Raw genomic sequence first — 16,815 nt, 5'->3', positions numbered from 1 at the left:
TCCCGCCGGGGGGCGTCCTGGTCCGCGCGGGCTAGGACGCCCCGCCCCCGAGCGCCGCCACGGCGGCCCGCGCCGCCTTGATGGCACCGGTGTTGATCTCGTCCGTCCCCGGTGCCTTCTTGGTGTCGAAGTCGCTGCCGCTGTACGTCACCACCACCAGGGCGTTGGAGACGCGGGCCATCACCACGCCCTCGCGGGTCTGCTGCTTGTCCTCGGTGCTGAGGTTCACGACCGAGTACGCGCTGTCCCCGAGCCCCGGCACTGAGCCGCCGCCGCTCTTCTTGCCCACCTGCTGCTGGTACTGCCGGGTGGCCTCCTGCACCGACTCGCCGATCTCGTACGACACGTCGAGCCAGCGGTAGCTGTAGCCGTGCAGGGCGTTCCAGGAACAGGTGCGGCGCAGCGTGGGATCGGTCGAGGGAATCTCCTTGCCGCCCGTCTTCGCCCCGGGCACCAGGGACTTGACCGTCGACGTGGGCACGGCGGAGCAGGGGGCGGGCGAGGTGGAGTACGCCTTCGCCCTCGCACTGGCGGAGGGCGCGGGCGCGGACGGCCCCCCGGACGCCTTGGAATCCGCCGGGTGTCCCGCGGCGGCGGACGGCGCGGCCGGAGCGGAGGACAGCGCCCACCCGGCACAGGCGAGGACCACGACCGGGGTCAGCCGGGCGGTGAGGGCGAGCGGCAGAGGCAGAGAACGCACGGCGCACATCTCGTTGAGAAGGGGGGTACGAGGACGACAGTGTCACACGGCTGCCCGTGTGGTGGAAGCGCGAACTCGCTGGGTGTCCACGCGATCACGCCGACGCGCTCACGACGTACCGCGGCCCCCGGTCCGGGGCGTCGTGAGCGCCTGGATCAGCGGCCCGTGGGGTGCGTCTCCAGCCAGCGGCGGGCACCCACCTCACGGGGTGATTCACGGACGGCGAAGAGCGCGGCCACCGCGCCGACGCACCACGCGACGATCGGAGGCAGCACCGGCGCCGCGACGAGGAGCGGAATGAGACCGGCCCGCGACCAGTAGACGGCACGGCGGGACTCCGCACGCCGGGTCACGCGGATCTCGTCGGGTGACGGCGGGTCCTCGAACATCCGGCGCAGTCTGCGGCGTTGGCTGACCCAGCCCCAGACGACGGTCACGAAGGAAGCGGCGATCTGCACGATGTCCCAGACATGGCGCGCACGAGGCGGAAGCCAGGTGCGCGGGGCACCCGAGTACAGCGCGAGCGCGGCGAAGCAGAAGAACGCCATGACGACGACCCACAACAGGGCGTTGACCGTACGGCGCAGCCAGTAGCGCGGCCCACGTGCGTACCAGGTGGTGCCGAGTCCTGGCAGCGAGGGGATCCGGACGGGTGCCGAGGACGCCGCGGCCTTAGAAGATGCTCTTGATGCCATGCCACACATCGTCTTTCAGTCGTACGAAGTCGCCGCCGGTCTTGGACAGCACGTGTCCCGAGCCTGTCAGCAGACCGCCGACCACACCGTGGTCGTGGATGTCCTCGCTCCAGTGCTCGTGGAAGGAGTGGTCGATGATGCCGGTCGCGCCGATGACCACGACACCGCCCACCCCGGCCACCACCGCGGTGGGCACCTCGACGGGCGCGGCGGCCACCAGGCCCGCGGTGACGGCCGTGCCCGCCACCAGACCGCCGACGTTGGCGCCGCCGTCCACGGCGATCGACTTCTGCCACGACCAGCCCTTGTCGTGGTCGTCGGACGCCTCCAGCACACCGCACGCACCGGCCGCGGCGACGTCCAGCACCGGGATCTCCTTCAGGAAGTCCGGCACCGTCTCCAGGCTCTTGCCCGCGCGCAGCAGCTCCGCCGCGTCGGCCACCTTCACGTTGAGCGCGCGGTCGTAGGGCAGCTTGGTGCTGCCGTTCTCGGCGCGCGCGATCGCGTCCTCGAGGTCGTCGACCTTGGTCAGCGCGTCCTTGTACGCGCTCTTGGCGGGCAGGTCCTTGGGCAGCGCCTTGCCCGCCTTCTGGTACGCCTTGCGCTCCGCGCGCAGCTCCTTCTTGGCGTCGTGCGCCGCCTGCTTGGCGTCGTCGAGCTTCTCGCGGGCCTTCGCGCCGCCGGCCCGGGCGTCCTCGGCGTCGTACGCGTACAGGCCGCGCAGGTAGTCCGCGATGGTGGTCTTGTCCCCGGTGGACACCGAGCCGTCCTTGGACGTCACCTTGTCGTACAGGTCCGACAGCTTCTGCGCCGCGTCCAGACGCGCGTGCTGGGCGGTGTGCAGGATCCCGTCGCGCACCTTGGCGTACTCGTTCATCGCCGAGATGGCCTTCTGGTCGTCCGCGCTCGGCGGGTTCGCCGTCATGATCGGCACTGGCGCGCCCTTGGGGTCCGTCGACACGCCCTTGCCCGCGGCGACGTGCTCCGCGTTCTGCAGCGACGTCTCGCAGGTCGACAACGCGTCGGCGAGGTCGCCCAGGATGCCGCCCACCTCGGACACCAGCTCGGCGAAGGCGCCGGCCGTGAACTCGTCCTCGGACCACACGCCGCGGAACGTCTTCGCCGCCTCGCCCTTCCAACTGGCGTCGTCCGCCAGTTTGTCGACGGCCTTGCTCAGCACCTTCACCACGCCGTCGAGTTTGTCCTTGGCGTTCTTGTAGGTGGTCGCCATCGTGTGCAGGCCACCGATGTCGCCGCCGACCCAGCTGTCACCCATCAGTCCAGGCCCTCCGTCAGGTCCTCGAAGACACCGTGGATGTCCACGTCGTGCCGGTGGAAGGAGTCGCGCGCGTACGCGGCCTTGTCGCCGCGGTCGTCCAGGTGGTCGGCGAGCCCGATGTGCAGCGCGATGATGAGGTTCGCGACCTCCTTGATCGCGGCGTCCAGCGCGGGATCGCCGCCGCTGACGATGGGCGGTGACACGTCCGGGGCGAGCTTCCGGTAGTCCCCGGCCTGGTCGTGGAAGGTCTTCGCCAGGGTGGAGAGGTCGTCGTAGATGACCTTGAAGTCGGCCGTCACCGGCGCACCTCCCGCGCGAGGGCGGCCAGGTCCGCGGGCCGCCAGTTGGGCTCCTGGGGTGCGACCCGCGGGTCGAGGAGGACGGTGACGCCCTGCTCGTCCATGCTCTCGGCCAGCGGGCCGAGCGAACCGGCCACCCACGGCTGGGCCTCGCCGAGTGCCGCCGCCAGCTTCGCCGGAGTGGTGAAGGCGAAGGCGACCGTGCCGTGGGACGGGTGCGCGAACAGCTCGATCATGATGAACGGGACCCGGGCGGGGCGGCCCTTGGTGCCCGTCCCGAGGACGGAGCGCGGATGCGCCGGCACGCACACCGGGGTCTGGTACGGCGGCACGCCCGGCTTGGGGCCGGGCCGGTCGTCGCCGGCCGGGGGCGGGGGAGGGGCGGACTCGGCGAGGTCCAGCAGCCGGGAGCGGCGCGGTCGCGGAGCCTGCTGCGCCAGGTCGGCTTCCGGCGGCTCCGGTTCCGTCCCCACGAAATCGAGCAGGCGTGAACGTATCCGCGCCGACACCGCCGTCACCTCTTCCCCGTGGTCGTGCATGGCCGATTCAGGCCCGACCACGGTAGCCAGCGGGCGGTGGGGCAAATCCTGCTATGTCAGTGCCGGTGAGCCCTACGTGCACGGAACCCATACACGCGTTTGATCGGGGCATGGGCATGCCTTGACCTGTCCCTGAACCACATCCGCGGCAGGGCGCGGCTCACGGCACCCGGGCGGTCCACTCCTCGGTGCCGAACTTCGTCCGCACCAGGTCCCGGGCGCGGACCAGCTCCTCGTCCGTGATCTTGCCCGCGGTGAGCCCATAGCGCGCGCGGAAGGAGTCGATCATGCGGTCGATGACCGTCTCACGCGGCAGTCCGGTCTGCCGGCGCAGCGGATCGACCCGCTTCTTCGCGCTCTTCGTCCCCTTGTCGGAGAGCTTCTCCCGGCCGATGCGCAGCACCTCGGTCATCTTGTCCGCGTCGATGTCGTACGACATGGTCACGTGGTGCAGCACGGCGCCGGGGCCGCCGCCGGGGCCCACGACGCGCTTCTGCGCGGCGCCCGCGATCTTGCCCTGGTCCGTCGCGATGTCGTTCAGCGGCTGGTACCAGGCCCGGATGCCCATGTCGCCGAGCGCGGCGAGCACCCAGTCGTCCAGGTAGGCGTAGCTGTCCTGGAAGGACAGGCCGTGCACCAGGGACTCGGGCACCGACAGCGAGTAGGTGATGGTGTTGCCGGGCTCCACGAACATCGCGCCGCCGCCGGAGATCCTCCGCACCACCTCGATGCCGTGCCGGGCGGCGCCGTCCGGGTCCACCTCGTTGCGCAGCGACTGGAAGCTGCCGATGATCACCGCGGGCGCGCCCCACTCCCACACCCGCAGGGTCGGCGGGCGCCGGCCCGCGGCCACCTCGGCGGTCAGCACCTCGTCCAGCGCCATGTGCAGGGCCGGGGACTGGGGGCCCTCGTGGACCAGCTGCCAGTCGTAGTCGGTCCAGTCCGTGGCGTGCGCCAGGGCGCGGCGCACCGCGATGGCGACGCCCTCCGCCGTCAGCCCGAACATCACCGTGCCCGCGGGCAGCGCCGCCTCGATCCGGCCGGCCAGCCCTGCCGCGTCCGTCGACGAGGGCGAACCCTCGAGAGCCGCGTTGATCGAGAGGATCGCTTCGTCCGGCTCCAGGAAGAAGTCCCCGGCGACTCGCACGTTGCGCAGGACGCCTTCCTCGACGTCCAGATCCACGACGACCAACTTGCCACCGGGCACCTTGTACTCGCCATGCACGGCTTCGATTCCTCCCAGCGCGCGGCGTCCTGAGCCTGTTGCTCCGACATTCGGATGGAAGCGCACATCTCTCGGATTTCACCTTAAGGCTTGCCGCCGGCGAGCGGACAAGCGGCCCCGAGAGGCGCGGGGGGGCGCGAGGACGGCGCTGCGCGGCGGCCCCGCACTCCCCACCAGGGGGGTCACGCAGGCGGCAGGGCTTCGAGGAACTCGGTCAGGAGGGCGTTGAACGCGGCCGGCTGCTCCATGTTGGGAAAGTGCGCCGTGTCCTTGACGGACACCGCGCGGCCGTCGGGTACCGCTCGGACCAGGCGTTCGGCCATCGCCACGTGGTCGCTCACGTCGAGGGCACCGTTGATCGCCAGGACGGGGACGTCGATGGACGCAGCGCGACGCCAGGTGTCCGGAACCGGCAGTCGATGGTCCGGCTCGCCCGCCGTGTGTTTGGCGATCGTCCGGGACGCCATGGCGCGCAGGCGGTTCGCGATGTCCGCGTCGACATCCGCGGGCGAGCGGTGCGGGCCTGCCGCGAAGCGCACGTGCCCGTCGAGCCAGCCCTCGATGTCGCCTGCCGCCAGTGCGCTGTTCTGCTCCCCGAGGACCTCCAGGCTCCAGGGGTCCTCGAAGTACGGTTCGCTGGTCCCCACGCCGCTGACGACCACGGCGCGGACCAGTCCGGGGTACTCCAGCGCGGTGTCGACCGCGGTACCCCCGCCCATCGAGACCCCGACGAGCACCGCCGGCCCGACGTCGAGATGACGCAGCAGGGCCGCCAGATCGTCGGCCGGACGAAACGGCCGGGTCGCGTTCGAGGAGGCGCCGTGTCCGCGGGCGTCCGGCGCGATGACCCGGTAGCGCGGGGCGAACGCCCTTATCTGGTCGTCCCACATGCGGTGATCGAAGAACCCGGCGTGGAGCAGCACCAGCGGCTGCCCCTCGCCGGCGTCGCGATAGGCGAGGGAGCCGTCAGAGGTCGTGAACGAAGGCGTCTCGGAGTGGCCGGCGACAGCAGACATGACAACCAAGGTGTCATCACCGCCGAGAGTTGGCAACCGAAGTGTCATTCTTGGGGCATGACAGGCACCGAGACCCCGCTGCCGCCCGACGAGCTGGCCGACCGACTGACGGAGGTGTTCGCGCTGGTGGGGCCGCTGTACCGGCGGGTGCACCGCAAGGTGGAGCAGGCCGAGCCGATCGAAGGGCTGTCCGTCGGCGTGCGCGCAGTCCTCGACCTGCTGCGCCGGCACGGCCCCATGACCGTTCCTCAGCTTGGGCGCGCCCAGACGCTCAGCCGGCAGTTCGTGCAGCGCATGGTCAACGACGCCGCCGCACGGCACCTGGTCGAGGCCGTCCCCAACCCCGCGCATCAGCGGTCCTCACTGATCCGGCTGACCGCCGACGGCATGGCGGCCATCACCGCGGTGCACACCCGCGAACACGCGGCCCTGCGACAGGTGGGCGGCGACCTCACCGGCGCCGACGTGGACGCGTGCGTACGCGTCCTGACCCGGATGCTCGCGCTCTTCGACGAAGCGGACGTGCCCTAGCGTCGCCGGCTCGCCCTGGTACTCCGGCAGGGCGCAGGAGCGCGACGGGCCGGGACGCCGGGCTCGGCCGGGGTGCCGGCGCCTGACGGCCGGTCACCTCCGGTGGCCGCCAGGGCGTCGGACCGAGGCGTGGCGGCCCGGCGGGCGGTGCGGGCGGTCTCCCCGGCGCGCTCGCGAGGATCTATCTTGGGCGCCGATACGGCCGCGCCGCCGGGTCCGGACAGTGAGGGGAAGCATGTTCACCACCCGTCCCACCCTCCAGGGCACCTTCGGCATGGTGTCCTCCACGCACTGGCTGGCCTCCCAGTCGGCGATGGCCGTGCTGGAGGCCGGGGGGAACGCGTTCGACGCGGCGGTGGCCGGGGCGTTCGTGCTCCATGTCGTGGAGCCGCATCTGAACGGGCCCGCGGGCGAGGTGCCGATCCTGCTGGCGCCGGCCGGGGGACGGGTGCGGGTGCTGTGCGGCCAGGGAGTGGCCCCGGCGGGTGCCTCCGCCGCCCGTTACCGGGATCTCGGGCTGGACCTCGTCCCCGGCACCGGTCCCCTCGCGGCCGCCGTGCCCGGAGCCTTCGACGCCTGGCTGCTGCTCCTGCGCGACCACGGCACCAAGTCCCTCGACGACGTGCTGAAGTACGCGATCGGCTACGCCGAACACGGGCACCCGCCGGTCGACAACGTCGGCGCGGCCGTCGACACCGTACGGACGCTCTTCGAGACCGAGTGGACCTCGTCCGCCGCCGTGTACCTGCCCGGCGGGCGCGCGCCCCGCCCCGGTGAACGGCTGCGCAACCCCGCCCTCGCCGCCACCTGGCGCCGGCTGCTCGCCGAGACCGCGCGGGCCGGCGACCGGGAGGCCCGCATCGACGCCGCGCGCGAGGTGTGGCGCTCGGGATTCATCGCCGAGGCCCTGGTCCGGCAGTCCCGGCGGCCCACCCTCGACACCAGCGGCGAGCGGCACACCGGCACGCTCACCGGGGACGACCTGGCCGGCTGGTCGGCGTCGTACGAGGACCCGGTGACGTACGACTGGCACGGCTGGACCGTCTGCAAGGCCGGCCCCTGGAGCCAGGGCCCCGCCTTCCTCCAGCAACTCGCCCTGCTCCCGGGGGAACTGCCCGCCTACGGCTCCGCCGACTACGTGCACCTGCTCATCGAGGGCTGCAAACTCGCCATGGCCGACCGGGAGGCCTGGTACGGCGACGCCGCCGAGGTGCCCGTCACCGCGCTGCTGTCGGACGCCTACAACGTCGGGCGGCGGGGCCTGATCGGAGCCGAGGCGTCGTACGAACTGCGTCCCGGCAGTCCCGGCGGGCGCACCCCGCGGCTGCCCGCGTGGGCGCACGCGCCCGTACCGGACGGCACCCGGGGCGTCGACCCGATGGGGGCGGGGGAGCCGACCGTCTCGGAGGTCTCCGCCGGACCCCGGGCGAGCGGCGACGGCGCCGCCCCCGACGGCATCGCGACCGGCCCCGACGGCGCCACCCGCGGCGACACCTGCCACCTCGACGTCGTCGACCGCTGGGGCAACATGATCGCGGCCACCCCCAGCGGCGGCTGGCTCCAGTCCAACCCCGTCGTCCCGGAACTGGGCTTCCCGCTCGGCACCCGGTTGCAGATGGCCTGGCTGGAGGAGGGCCTGCCGAACACCCTCACCCCCGGCCGCCGCCCCCGTACGACCCTCACCCCGTCCCTCGCGCTGCGCGACGGAGTGCCGGTGATGGCGTTCGGCACGCCCGGCGGCGACCAGCAGGACCAGTGGCAGCCGCACTTCTTCCTCGCCGTCGCGCTGCGCGCCCCCGTCCGCGGCGGCCTCGACCTCCAGGGCGCCATCGACGCCCCGAACTGGCACAACGACGGCTTCCCCAGTTCCTTCTACCCGCGCGGCCACCAACCCGGCGCGGTGACCGTGGAGTCCCGGATGCCCGCCGGGGTCGTCGCCGAACTGCGCCGCCGCGGCCACGACATCACGCTCGGGCCCGCCTGGTCCGAGGGCCGGCTGTGCGCGGTCGCCCGCGACCCGGAGACCGGTGTGCTGTCAGCGGCCGCCAACCCGCGGGGCATGCAGGGGTACGCGGTGGGCCGGTGACACCCCTGTTCTTCAACCCGATTCCACCCGGTGTGCACCGGGCGGGCGGGGATTGTCAGTGGGGCGTGGTCCCATAGGGGACATGAACGAAGAGACGGAAACCATCGACGAGTTTCTCACCCGCCGCGCGGCCGACGTGGAAGACGCGATCCGCGCGGCGGCCGCCGCCGAGATCCTGCCCCGCTTCCGCTGCCTCACCGCGGCCGACGTGGACCAGAAGAGCGGCCCGCACGACCTGGTGACCGACGCCGACCGGCTGGCCGAGAAGCGGCTCACCGAGGCGCTCGGCGCGCTGCTGCCCGGTTCGGTCGTGGTCGGCGAGGAGGCGGTGCACGCGGACCCTGCGACATACCGGGCGATACAGGGCGACCTCCCGGTCTGGATCGTCGACCCGGTCGACGGCACCCGTCAGTTCGTGCACGGCGACGACGGGTTCTGCACCCTGGTCGCGCTCGCCCACCGCGGCGTCGTGCTGGCCTCCTGGACGTACGCCGCGGCGCGCGGCCGACTCGCCACCGCGGTCCGCGGCCGGGGCGCGTTCCTGGACGGCGAGCGGCTGTCCGCGGGCGTACCGGCGGCCGGCCGGGACCTGGTCGTCGCCACGTCCCACCCCGACTACACCACCGACGCGCAGAAGCGCGCGCTCCGCCCGTTGTGGACGGACGGCGTCGCCCCGCGCCCGTGCGGTTCCGCGGGCCTGGAGTATCTGGCCGTCGCCCGGGGCGAGTTGGACGCCGTGGCGTTCTCCTGGGAGGCGGCCTGGGACCACGCGGCCGGACTGCTCCTGGTCGAGGAGGCGGGCGGCACCCACCTCACCCGCTCCGGCGAACCATTCCGCATCGCCGGCCGGAACGCCCTGCCCTTCACCGCCGCCCGCGACACGGCCACGGCCCACCGCCTCACGGAGCTGCTGCGCACGGCGACGGACTGAACCCCGCGATCCGGCGTCCGGCCCCGCGCCGCCCTTGATCGCGTCCCACCCGCACAAAACGCACTCGCCCCACCACCGCCCGCCGTCCGGCATATCCTGGCCCCGAGTGGCCATCGGCTGACGAAGGGGTCCGAAGGTGCCGGCGATGCTCGATGCGGTCGTGGTGGGGGCGGGGCCGAACGGGCTGACCGCTGCCGTGGAGCTGGCCCGCCGGGGCTTCACCGTGGCCGTGTTCGAGGCGCGGTCCACCGTGGGCGGCGGCGCCCGCACCGCGGAGCTGACCCTGCCCGGGTTCCGGCACGACCCGTGCTCGGCCGCCCATCCGCTCGGCATCAGCTCGCCCGCCTTCCGCGCCCTGCCCCTCGACCGCTACGGCCTCGAATGGCTGCATCCCGAGCTGCCCATGGCCCACCCGTTCCCGGACGGCACCGCCGCGGTGCTGGCCCGCTCGGTCGCCAAGACGGCCGCCTCCTTCGGGCCGCGGGACGCGGGGGCGTACCGCCGACTGGTCGAGCCGTTGGTCGCCCACTGGGACACCCTCGTGCGGGACTTCATGTCGCTGCCGTCGACCGCGCTGCCCCGCGACCCCCTGACCCTGGCCCGCTTCGGCCTCGCCGGGCTGCCGCCGTCCACCTGGCTGATGCGCCGGTTCAAGGACGAACGGGTCAAGGCCCTGTTCGCCGGGCTGGTCGCCCATGTGATGGCCCCGCTGGACGGGTTCGCCACCGGCGCCATCGGCCTGGTCTTCGCGCTGGCCGCGCACGCCCACGGCTGGCCGGTGGCCCGCGGCGGTTCCCAGGCGATCTCCGACGCCCTCACCGCCCACCTCGTGGACCTCGGCGGCGCGGTGCACACGGACTACGAGGTCAAGCGGCTGGACGACCTGCCGCCCGCCCGTGCCTACGTCTTCGACACCTCGCCCGCCGCCCTCGCCCGCATCGCCGGCTTCGGCGGCTACTACGACCGCTACCGCTACGGCCCCGGCGTCTTCAAGATCGACTACGCGCTGGACGGCCCGGTGCCCTGGACCGCACCGGAGGCCCGCGTCGCCGGCACCGTGCAGATCGGCGCGAGCCAGGCCGAGATCGGCACCGCCCTGCGCGCCGCCTCCCGCGAGGGCCGCGCCCCCGAGCGGCCGTTCATGATCACCGTGCAGCCGGGCGTGGTCGACCCCACCCGCGCCCCCGAGGGCAAGCAGGTCTTCTGGGCGTACGGCCATGTGCCGAGCGGCTGGTCGGGGGATCTCACCGACGCCATGGAGCGCCAGCTGGAGCGCTTCGCCCCCGGCTTCCGGGACCGCGTGCTCGCCCGCGCCGTCGCCGGGCCCGCCGAGCTGGCCGCCCACAACGCCAACTACATCGGCGGCGACATCGCCTGCGGCGCGGCCTCCGGACTCCAGCTGCTGCTGCGGCCCCGGCCGACCCTGTTCCCGTACCAGACCCCCCACCCGGCCGTCTTCATCTGCTCGTCCGCCACCCCGCCGGGCCCCGGCGTGCACGGCATGTCCGGGCACAACGCGGCCCGGGCCGTCTGGCGCAGGCTGAGGCAGACATGACCGCCATCCTTCTGGTGCGGGGCGACATCACCCTCCAGCGCGCCGACGCGATCGTCAACGCGGCGAACTCCTCGCTGCTCGGCGGGGGAGGGGTGGACGGCGCCATCCACCGCCGCGGGGGCCCCGCGATCCTCGCGGAGTGCCGGGCGCTGCGCGCCTCCCGCTACGGCCGGGGACTGCCCACCGGCCAGGCCGTGGCAACCACGGCGGGGCGACTCGACGCGCGGTGGGTGATCCACACCGTCGGCCCGGTGTACGGGGGCCCGGACAGCGATCCCGCGCCGCTCGCCTCCTGCTACCGGGAGTCGCTGCGGGTGGCCGACGAGCTGGGCGCCCGGACGGTGGTGTTCCCGGCGATCTCCACCGGCGTGTACCGGTGGCCGATGGACGACGCGGCGCGGATCGCGGTGGAGACGGTGCGGGGCACGCCGACCGTCGTCGAAGAGGTGCGGTTCGCCCTCTTCGACGAGCGGGCGTACGAGGCGTTCGTCCGGTGCCTCGGGCCGCAGGGGGCGGGGTGAGACCGGCCGCCCCCGGGTGCCCGGTCAGCCGCGCGCCGGAGCCTGGTCGGCACCGGCCACCGGCTGCTGCGCGGCGTCCTCGCCGCCCGCCGGGCGCAGTGCCGGAATGAACGCGGCGACGGCCGCGGAGAGCAGCGCGACACCGCAGCCGATCAGCAGGCCGGTGCGGAAACCGTCCTTCGAGGCGATCGTGTAGCCGCCCAGGTCGATGGTCATGTGGGCCAGGACGACGCCGATCACGGCCGAGCCGATGGTGGTGCCGAGCGAGCGCATCAGGCTGTTGAAGCCGTTGGCGGCGGCGGTCTCGGACAGCGGCACCGAGCTCATGATGAGCGCGGGCATGGCGCCGTAGGCGAGCGCGACACCGCTGTTGATCACGATGCCGGCGACCATGATGCCCGCGGCCGTGCCCATGAGCGGCAGCGCGACCGCGTAGCCGACGGCGATCACCAGGGCGCCGGCCAGGAGCGTGAGCTTCGGGCCGCGGGAGTTGATCAGCTTTCCGCCGAGCGGGGAGATGAGCATCATCATGATGCCGCCGGGCGCGATCCACAGGCCCGCCGCGAGCATCGACTGGCCGAGGCCGAAGCCGGTGGCCTTGGGGAACTGCAGCAGCTGCGGCGCGATCAGCATGAACGAGTACATGCCGACGCCGACGAGGATCGACGCGGCGTTGGTGATGAGCACCCGCGGGCGGGCCGTGGTGCGCAGGTCGATCAGCGGGTCGCGGGTGCGCAGTTCCCAGAAGCCCCAGACCAGCAGCGCGATGACGGCGACGGCGAACAGGCCGAGCGTGGTGCCCGAGGCCCAGCCCCAGTCGGCGCCCTTGGAGATCGCCAGCAGCAGCGCGACCAGGCCGATCGCCAGACCGACCGCACCGGGCGCGTCGAAGCGCTGGCCCTTGGCGGCGGCGGGGACGTCCGGCACCACGGCGAAGATCAGCACTCCGATGACCAGGGAGAGGACGGCCGCTCCCCAGAACAGCTCCTGCCAGTCGGCGTACTGCGCGACGGCGGCCGCGAGCGGCAGGCCGATCGCGCCGCCGATGCCCATGGAGGCGCTGACCAGCGCGATGGAGCCGCTGAGCTTCTCGACGGGGACGACGTCCCGCAGCAGTGCGATGCCCAGCGGGATCATGCCCATGCCCATGCCCTGAAGGCCGCGTCCGACGATCATCGGCACGACGGAGGTGGACAGGGCGCACACCACCGAGCCGGCCACCAGCGGCGCCACGCAGATCAGCATCATGCGCCGCTTGCCCACGAGGTCGCCGAGTCGTCCGGACACCGGTACGCAGACGCCGCCGACGAGCAGGGTGACCGTGATCACCCAGGCGGCGTTCGACGAGGAGGTGTGCAGGATCTGTGGAAGTTCCGCGATCAGCGGGGTGACCAGTGTCTGCATGATCGCGGCGACGGTTCCGGCGAGCGCCAGGACGGCGACGATGCCGCCCGTCCGGCTGCTCGGCTGCGGGGCGTTCATGGGTGCTCCTCGGCTTGTGCTGGCAAGGATGTGCATCGTACATACTCTATGTATCGACCACATCTCAGCGGACGCTGCGCCGAGGGGCACTGAGATACGGTCGATGCAGAAGGAGGCACGTACATGGGCAAGCCGTCGCACCTGGTCGAGTTCGAGCACATGGTCCTCGGGCGGCATCAGCTGAGCAGTACCACCCGCCGGCACCAGGAGGGCCGGCTGGAGCGGAGCGCCTACATCATGCTCAGCCGGATCGAGGTGCAGGGGCCCATGTCGATCGGGCAGCTCAGCGACGCCTTCCAGCTCGACGTCTCCACCGTCAACCGGCAGACCGCGCACGCGATGCGGGCCGGGCTCCTGGAGCGGATCCCCGACCCCGAGGGCGGCATGGCCCGCAAGTTCCGGCTGACCGAGGAGGGCGAGCGGCGACTGCGCGAGGAGCGCGACACCCACGTCAAGGACCTGGACCGGGTCTTCGAGGACTGGTCGGCCGAGGACGTGGAGACCTTCGCCCGCTACCTCCAGCGCTTCAACACCAGCGTGGAGCGCATCACCGGCCAGCCCTGGCCCCGCTCCTGAGGGCCGCCCCGCCCGCCCTTCCCGCCCGCGCCGGCGTGCGCACCGAGACGTACGTGTCCCGCCGTCAGTTCCACTGCCTTCGCGCCCTTTCCAGGCCGGTGCCTCCGGCCTCCCGCGGCAACTCCCGGACCGGTATCCGGAATTGCTGGACGAGCCGCGCGTAACCGGCGCAACCCACGCGGTGAGCAGGGTCGTTGGGCCGCCTCGCGGTGGTAAAGGTTCCGCTAAGCGGGTGATAGCATCCCCGCGTCTGTGACCTTGGTCCCCTCGGCTCAGGCACCGCAGAAAACGGTTTCGGTCCGGTCGTCCCCCTGACCTGTCCCGGCCCGTACGCGACCGGTCGTCCCACCGGTGCGCGCGGTGCACTTCCGCCAACGGCCGCAGGCCAAACGCCAGGAAAGGTTTCCATGATTCGAGACGCACTTGTCTGGTGCCTGGTCGTCGTGGCGGCGCTCGGCGTCGCCGCGGCCCTGGTCCTCAGTCGTCGCGCCAAGGCCATAGCGGCGAACAAGGACAGGTCCGAGGCCGCCCTCACCCAGCGGCTCAGTGAGGCCGACGGCCGGCTCGCCGCCTTACGAGCAGAGCTCCACCAGCACCGGACCGACCACGCCAAGACCATCCAGGAAGCCGAGGAGGCGGCGGAGGACAGCACCAAGGCCGTACTCAAGGGCTCCGCGCGCTTCCTGCAGAGCCTCGCCGCCGAGCAGCTGGCCCTGCTGGAGGACATCCAGCGCAAGTACGGCGGTCACTCGGTCCTCGCCGACCTGCTCGAAGTCGGCCACGCCAACGCGCAGATGGCGCGCAAGGCGCAGGGCATCGCCGTCATGTGCGGTGCGCCGCTGGGCCGCCGCAGCCGCGCCGCGAGCGTCTACGACGTGGTGCGCAGCGCCCAGGGGCAGATCCGCAACTTCCGGCGCGTGGAGATCATGCAGCAGACCGGCTTCGCGCTGAAGGCGTCGGCGGTCTCGCCCGTCGCCCTCGCCGTGGCGGAGCTGCTCGACAACGCTGCCAGCTTCTCCCAGCAGGGCTCGCCGATCGAGGTCACGTTCCAGCGGGTGCAGAAGAACCTGTGCATCGTCATCGACGACGCGGGCGTCGGCATGAACGACGAGGAGCGGCAGAAGGCCACCGCCCTGCTCTCCGGTCAGTACCGCCCCCGGCTGTCCCAGCTGGGCAACCAGCCCAAGTTCGGCTTTCCGGTGATCGGCCTGCTCTCCCAGCAGTACGGCTTCCGGGTCGACGTGACCGGTGTCTCCCGCTACGGCGGCGTGCGCGCGGTCGTGCTGCTGCCCGAGGAGCTGTGGACCGAGGAGGAGACGGCACCGGTGGAAGATGTCCAGCCCCCCGTTACCGAGCCCGGCGCCGCCCGGCCCGAGCCCGTGGCGCGCACCGCCAACGGCCTGCCCCGGCGTGGCGCCCGCCAGGTGCCCATCGCCAGCGTCCCCGACCACGACACCGTCGGCCTGCCGCACGTCCCGGCCGCGGAGGACGCCGGCCGGGCGGCCGGCCGCAGCCTGGGCGCCTTCCAGCGCGGCACGCTCTCGGGCCGCAACCTCTCCGCGGCACCGTCCGAAGGGTCCGATGACACATGATCACAGACCTGTCGTGGATGCTTGAGGACATCGTGGCCAACGTGCCCAAGGCACGCCACGCAGTCCTGCTGTCCGCGGACGGCCTGCCCCGCGGGGCGACCGACGGCATGGCGCAGAAGGACGTGCGGACCATCTCCGCCGCCATGGCGGGCATGCAGTCGCTGAGCCGGGCCACGGCCCACTTTGCCGGGGACGGCCCGGACCGGCAGTGGAACCAGACGATCATCGAGTTCTCGCACGGCTGGATCTTCCTGATCGGGGCCGGGCAGGGTGCCTATCTGGCCGCGGCCGCCGCGCCCGACGTCGACATGCAGCAGATCTCCTTCCGCATGCACCGGCTCGTCGCCCGGCTCGGCAACAACCTCACCTCGCCGCCCCGGGTGCACGCGGACGAGGCCGGAACGGCGCGCGCCCAGCGCGCCCACACCGGCCAGGAGGTCGGCACCGGGATCCGGATCGCAGATCTGGACGAGGTGATCGGCAAGGTGGACGGCGCCCGGCACGCGGTACTGCTCGGCGCCGACGGCCTGCCCCGCGGCGCCACCACCGGCATGAGCCAGGACCTCGCGGACACCATCTCCGCGGCGATGACCGGCATCCACGCCTACAGCCGGGCCACCGCCCAGTTCGCCGGCGTCCAGCCGGACGCGGTCTGGCGGCAGACGGTCATCGAGTTCCAGCACGGCTGGATCTTCCTGATCGCGGCCGGCCGGGGCGCCTTCCTCGCCGCGGCGGCCGAGCACGACGCCGACATCGAGGACTTCACGACCCGGCTGCACCAGGTCGTGCCCCGGCTCGGCGGATACCTGTCCCCGCGCGGGGAGGCGAGCCGCACGTGAGCGACGAGCCGGACGAGGATCTGGAACTCACCTCCGCGTTAGTCCCGTTCTTCGTGATCACGAACGGGCGGTCACTGCCCCCGGAACACGCCTACGGGCACACCACGCTGGTGTCCGCGAGCGAGCACGCCGCCACCACGGTGCGCACGCTCACCCCGGAGGCCCGTCAGGTCCTGGACCTGGTCATGGACGGATTCCTGTCCGTGGCCGAGGTGGCCGCCCACACCCATCTGCCGCTGGGGGTCGTCCGGATCCTGCTGGTCGAGATGGAGGAGAGCGGCCTGATCATCGCGCGGAAGCCGGTGCCCCGCGCGGAACGTGTCGACCGAGAAGTACTGAACGCCGTGCTCGACGGCCTCAGAGCCCGATTCGGAGCGTGATTCGTGTACCTGGATTCAGGTGTCCGTACGGCGGTGAAGGTGCTCGTGGTGGGGCACTTCGGGGTCGGCAAGACCACATGCATCGCCAGTATCTCCGAGATCGAGCCGCTGCGGACCGAAGAAGAGATCACCGAGGCCAGCGAGGGCTTCGACGACCTGTCGGGCACCCCCGACAAGACCACCACGACGGTCGCCATGGACTTCGGCCGTCTGACCATCAACGACGAGGTGGTGCTCTACCTCTTCGGCACCCCCGGCCAGGAACGCTTCAAGGAGATGTGGGAGGAGCTGTCCAGGGGTGCCCTGGGCGCGCTCGTCCTCGTCGACCCGGAGCGGCTGTCCGAGTCGTTCCCCATCCTCGACCTGGTCGAGCGGTTCGGCCTGACGTATGCCATCGGCGTCAACCACTTCGACGGCACCCCCGGTTATCCGCTCGAAGAGGTGCGCGAGGCCCTGAACCTGTCCGCGGACACCCCCGTCGTCCCCTGCGACGTCCGCGACCAGCAGTCGTCGGCGCACGCGCTGATCACCCTCGTGCATCACCTCCTCTCCCTCATCGACTAGGAGCC

Annotated in this window: 18 protein-coding genes; 10 read left to right on the top strand and 8 right to left on the bottom strand. The window is 72.4% G+C overall.

Going from position 1 to position 16,815, the window contains the following annotated elements:
* Positions 1–31 precede the first annotated feature (31 nt).
* The 7 genes from HZZ00_RS25890 to HZZ00_RS25860 form a co-directional block, all read right to left on the bottom strand.
* Positions 32–700 carry a hypothetical protein gene (locus HZZ00_RS25890; protein WP_180328706.1) on the bottom strand — a complete coding sequence of 223 codons (669 nt, stop codon included), beginning with the start codon at positions 698–700 and terminating at the stop codon, positions 32–34.
* A gap of 155 nt (positions 701–855) precedes the next feature.
* Complete coding sequence (locus HZZ00_RS25885) at positions 856–1,395, bottom strand: hypothetical protein (RefSeq protein WP_180328705.1); 540 nt, start codon at positions 1,393–1,395, stop codon at positions 856–858.
* On the bottom strand, positions 1,373–2,671 hold the full coding sequence (locus HZZ00_RS25880) for a WXG100 family type VII secretion target (RefSeq protein WP_180328704.1): 1,299 nt from the start codon (positions 2,669–2,671) through the stop codon (positions 1,373–1,375). The genes HZZ00_RS25885 and HZZ00_RS25880 overlap by 23 nt, the downstream gene beginning before the upstream one ends.
* A complete protein-coding gene (locus tag HZZ00_RS25875; RefSeq protein ID WP_180328703.1) occupies positions 2,671–2,973 on the bottom strand; it encodes a DUF6317 family protein in 303 nt (100 codons plus the stop codon). The genes HZZ00_RS25880 and HZZ00_RS25875 overlap by 1 nt, the downstream gene beginning before the upstream one ends.
* Positions 2,970–3,446 carry an SAV_915 family protein gene (locus tag HZZ00_RS38805; RefSeq protein ID WP_257585335.1) on the bottom strand — a complete coding sequence of 159 codons (477 nt, stop codon included), beginning with the start codon at positions 3,444–3,446 and terminating at the stop codon, positions 2,970–2,972. The genes HZZ00_RS25875 and HZZ00_RS38805 overlap by 4 nt, the downstream gene beginning before the upstream one ends.
* A 226-nt stretch (positions 3,447–3,672) precedes the next feature.
* Complete coding sequence (locus HZZ00_RS25865; protein ID WP_180328702.1) at positions 3,673–4,737, bottom strand: biotin/lipoate A/B protein ligase family protein; 1,065 nt, start codon at positions 4,735–4,737, stop codon at positions 3,673–3,675.
* A 182-nt stretch (positions 4,738–4,919) separates the two neighbouring features.
* On the bottom strand, positions 4,920–5,753 hold the full coding sequence (locus HZZ00_RS25860) for an alpha/beta fold hydrolase (protein WP_180328701.1): 834 nt from the start codon (positions 5,751–5,753) through the stop codon (positions 4,920–4,922).
* A gap of 57 nt (positions 5,754–5,810) precedes the next feature.
* Between HZZ00_RS25860 and HZZ00_RS25855 the strand changes: the two genes are divergently transcribed.
* The 5 genes from HZZ00_RS25855 to HZZ00_RS25835 all read left to right on the top strand — a co-directional run bounded on the left by HZZ00_RS25855 (position 5,811) and on the right by HZZ00_RS25835 (position 11,377).
* Positions 5,811–6,284 carry a MarR family winged helix-turn-helix transcriptional regulator gene (locus HZZ00_RS25855; protein ID WP_180328700.1) on the top strand — a complete coding sequence of 158 codons (474 nt, stop codon included), beginning with the start codon at positions 5,811–5,813 and terminating at the stop codon, positions 6,282–6,284.
* 235 nt (positions 6,285–6,519) lie between these two features.
* Positions 6,520–8,370, top strand: coding sequence for a gamma-glutamyltransferase family protein (locus HZZ00_RS25850; RefSeq protein ID WP_180328699.1), 1,851 nt, complete (start codon positions 6,520–6,522; stop codon positions 8,368–8,370).
* An 82-nt stretch (positions 8,371–8,452) separates the two neighbouring features.
* Positions 8,453–9,301: an inositol monophosphatase family protein gene (locus HZZ00_RS25845; protein WP_180328698.1), complete on the top strand. Its 849-nt coding sequence runs from the start codon at positions 8,453–8,455 to the stop codon at positions 9,299–9,301.
* A 136-nt stretch (positions 9,302–9,437) separates the two neighbouring features.
* Complete coding sequence (locus tag HZZ00_RS25840; protein WP_180328697.1) at positions 9,438–10,856, top strand: NAD(P)/FAD-dependent oxidoreductase; 1,419 nt, start codon at positions 9,438–9,440, stop codon at positions 10,854–10,856.
* Positions 10,853–11,377 (top strand): O-acetyl-ADP-ribose deacetylase, encoded by a 525-nt coding sequence (locus HZZ00_RS25835; protein WP_180328696.1) that lies wholly within the window; start codon positions 10,853–10,855, stop codon positions 11,375–11,377. Before HZZ00_RS25840 ends, HZZ00_RS25835 begins: the two co-directional genes overlap by 4 nt.
* Positions 11,378–11,401: 24 nt before the next feature.
* Here the strand turns inward: HZZ00_RS25835 and HZZ00_RS25830 are convergent, their stop codons facing one another.
* Entirely contained in the window at positions 11,402–12,859 is a 1,458-nt protein-coding gene (locus HZZ00_RS25830; RefSeq protein WP_180328695.1) for an MFS transporter, read from the bottom strand.
* A 123-nt stretch (positions 12,860–12,982) separates the two neighbouring features.
* Here HZZ00_RS25830 and HZZ00_RS25825 point away from each other — a divergent pair, with 123 nt between their 5' ends.
* The 5 genes from HZZ00_RS25825 to HZZ00_RS25805 all read left to right on the top strand — a co-directional run bounded on the left by HZZ00_RS25825 (position 12,983) and on the right by HZZ00_RS25805 (position 16,810).
* Positions 12,983–13,435, top strand: a complete 453-nt coding sequence (locus HZZ00_RS25825) for a MarR family winged helix-turn-helix transcriptional regulator (protein WP_070022797.1) — start codon at positions 12,983–12,985, stop codon at positions 13,433–13,435.
* Positions 13,436–13,842: 407 nt separating this feature from the next.
* Positions 13,843–15,027 carry an ATP-binding protein gene (locus HZZ00_RS25820; protein ID WP_180328694.1) on the top strand — a complete coding sequence of 395 codons (1,185 nt, stop codon included), beginning with the start codon at positions 13,843–13,845 and terminating at the stop codon, positions 15,025–15,027.
* A complete protein-coding gene (locus HZZ00_RS25815) occupies positions 15,024–15,866 on the top strand; it encodes a roadblock/LC7 domain-containing protein (RefSeq protein WP_257585331.1) in 843 nt (280 codons plus the stop codon). Before HZZ00_RS25820 ends, HZZ00_RS25815 begins: the two co-directional genes overlap by 4 nt.
* Entirely contained in the window at positions 15,863–16,246 is a 384-nt protein-coding gene (locus tag HZZ00_RS25810; RefSeq protein ID WP_070022795.1) for a DUF742 domain-containing protein, read from the top strand. The genes HZZ00_RS25815 and HZZ00_RS25810 overlap by 4 nt, the downstream gene beginning before the upstream one ends.
* A gap of 3 nt (positions 16,247–16,249) precedes the next feature.
* Positions 16,250–16,810 (top strand): ATP/GTP-binding protein, encoded by a 561-nt coding sequence (locus tag HZZ00_RS25805; protein WP_070022794.1) that lies wholly within the window; start codon positions 16,250–16,252, stop codon positions 16,808–16,810.
* Positions 16,811–16,815 lie beyond the last annotated feature (5 nt).

Origin of the sequence: Streptomyces sp. NEAU-sy36, from assembly GCF_013423905.1 — a bacterium.
In the GTDB taxonomy this organism is placed as follows: Bacteria; Actinomycetota; Actinomycetes; order Streptomycetales; family Streptomycetaceae; genus Streptomyces; species Streptomyces misionensis.
Note: the sequence above shows the minus strand (reverse complement) of the source record. Positions and strands in the feature narration are given on the sequence as shown.

Bases quoted from the DNA above. Each gene is read 5' to 3' on its own strand.
- HZZ00_RS25815 (WP_257585331.1), top strand. From the start codon at position 15,024: ATGATCACAGACCTGTCGTGGATGCTTGAGGACATCGTGGCCAACGTG.
- HZZ00_RS25835 (WP_180328696.1), top strand. From the start codon at position 10,853: ATGACCGCCATCCTTCTGGTGCGGGGCGACATCACCCTCCAGCGCGCC.
- HZZ00_RS25825 (WP_070022797.1), top strand. From the start codon at position 12,983: ATGGGCAAGCCGTCGCACCTGGTCGAGTTCGAGCACATGGTCCTCGGG.
- HZZ00_RS25860 (WP_180328701.1), bottom strand. From the start codon at position 5,753: ATGTCTGCTGTCGCCGGCCACTCCGAGACGCCTTCGTTCACGACCTCT.
- HZZ00_RS25855 (WP_180328700.1), top strand. From the start codon at position 5,811: ATGACAGGCACCGAGACCCCGCTGCCGCCCGACGAGCTGGCCGACCGA.
- HZZ00_RS25850 (WP_180328699.1), top strand. From the start codon at position 6,520: ATGTTCACCACCCGTCCCACCCTCCAGGGCACCTTCGGCATGGTGTCC.
- HZZ00_RS25830 (WP_180328695.1), bottom strand. From the start codon at position 12,859: ATGAACGCCCCGCAGCCGAGCAGCCGGACGGGCGGCATCGTCGCCGTC.
- HZZ00_RS25845 (WP_180328698.1), top strand. From the start codon at position 8,453: ATGAACGAAGAGACGGAAACCATCGACGAGTTTCTCACCCGCCGCGCG.
- HZZ00_RS25880 (WP_180328704.1), bottom strand. From the start codon at position 2,671: ATGGGTGACAGCTGGGTCGGCGGCGACATCGGTGGCCTGCACACGATG.
- HZZ00_RS25820 (WP_180328694.1), top strand. From the start codon at position 13,843: ATGATTCGAGACGCACTTGTCTGGTGCCTGGTCGTCGTGGCGGCGCTC.
- HZZ00_RS25885 (WP_180328705.1), bottom strand. From the start codon at position 1,395: ATGGCATCAAGAGCATCTTCTAAGGCCGCGGCGTCCTCGGCACCCGTC.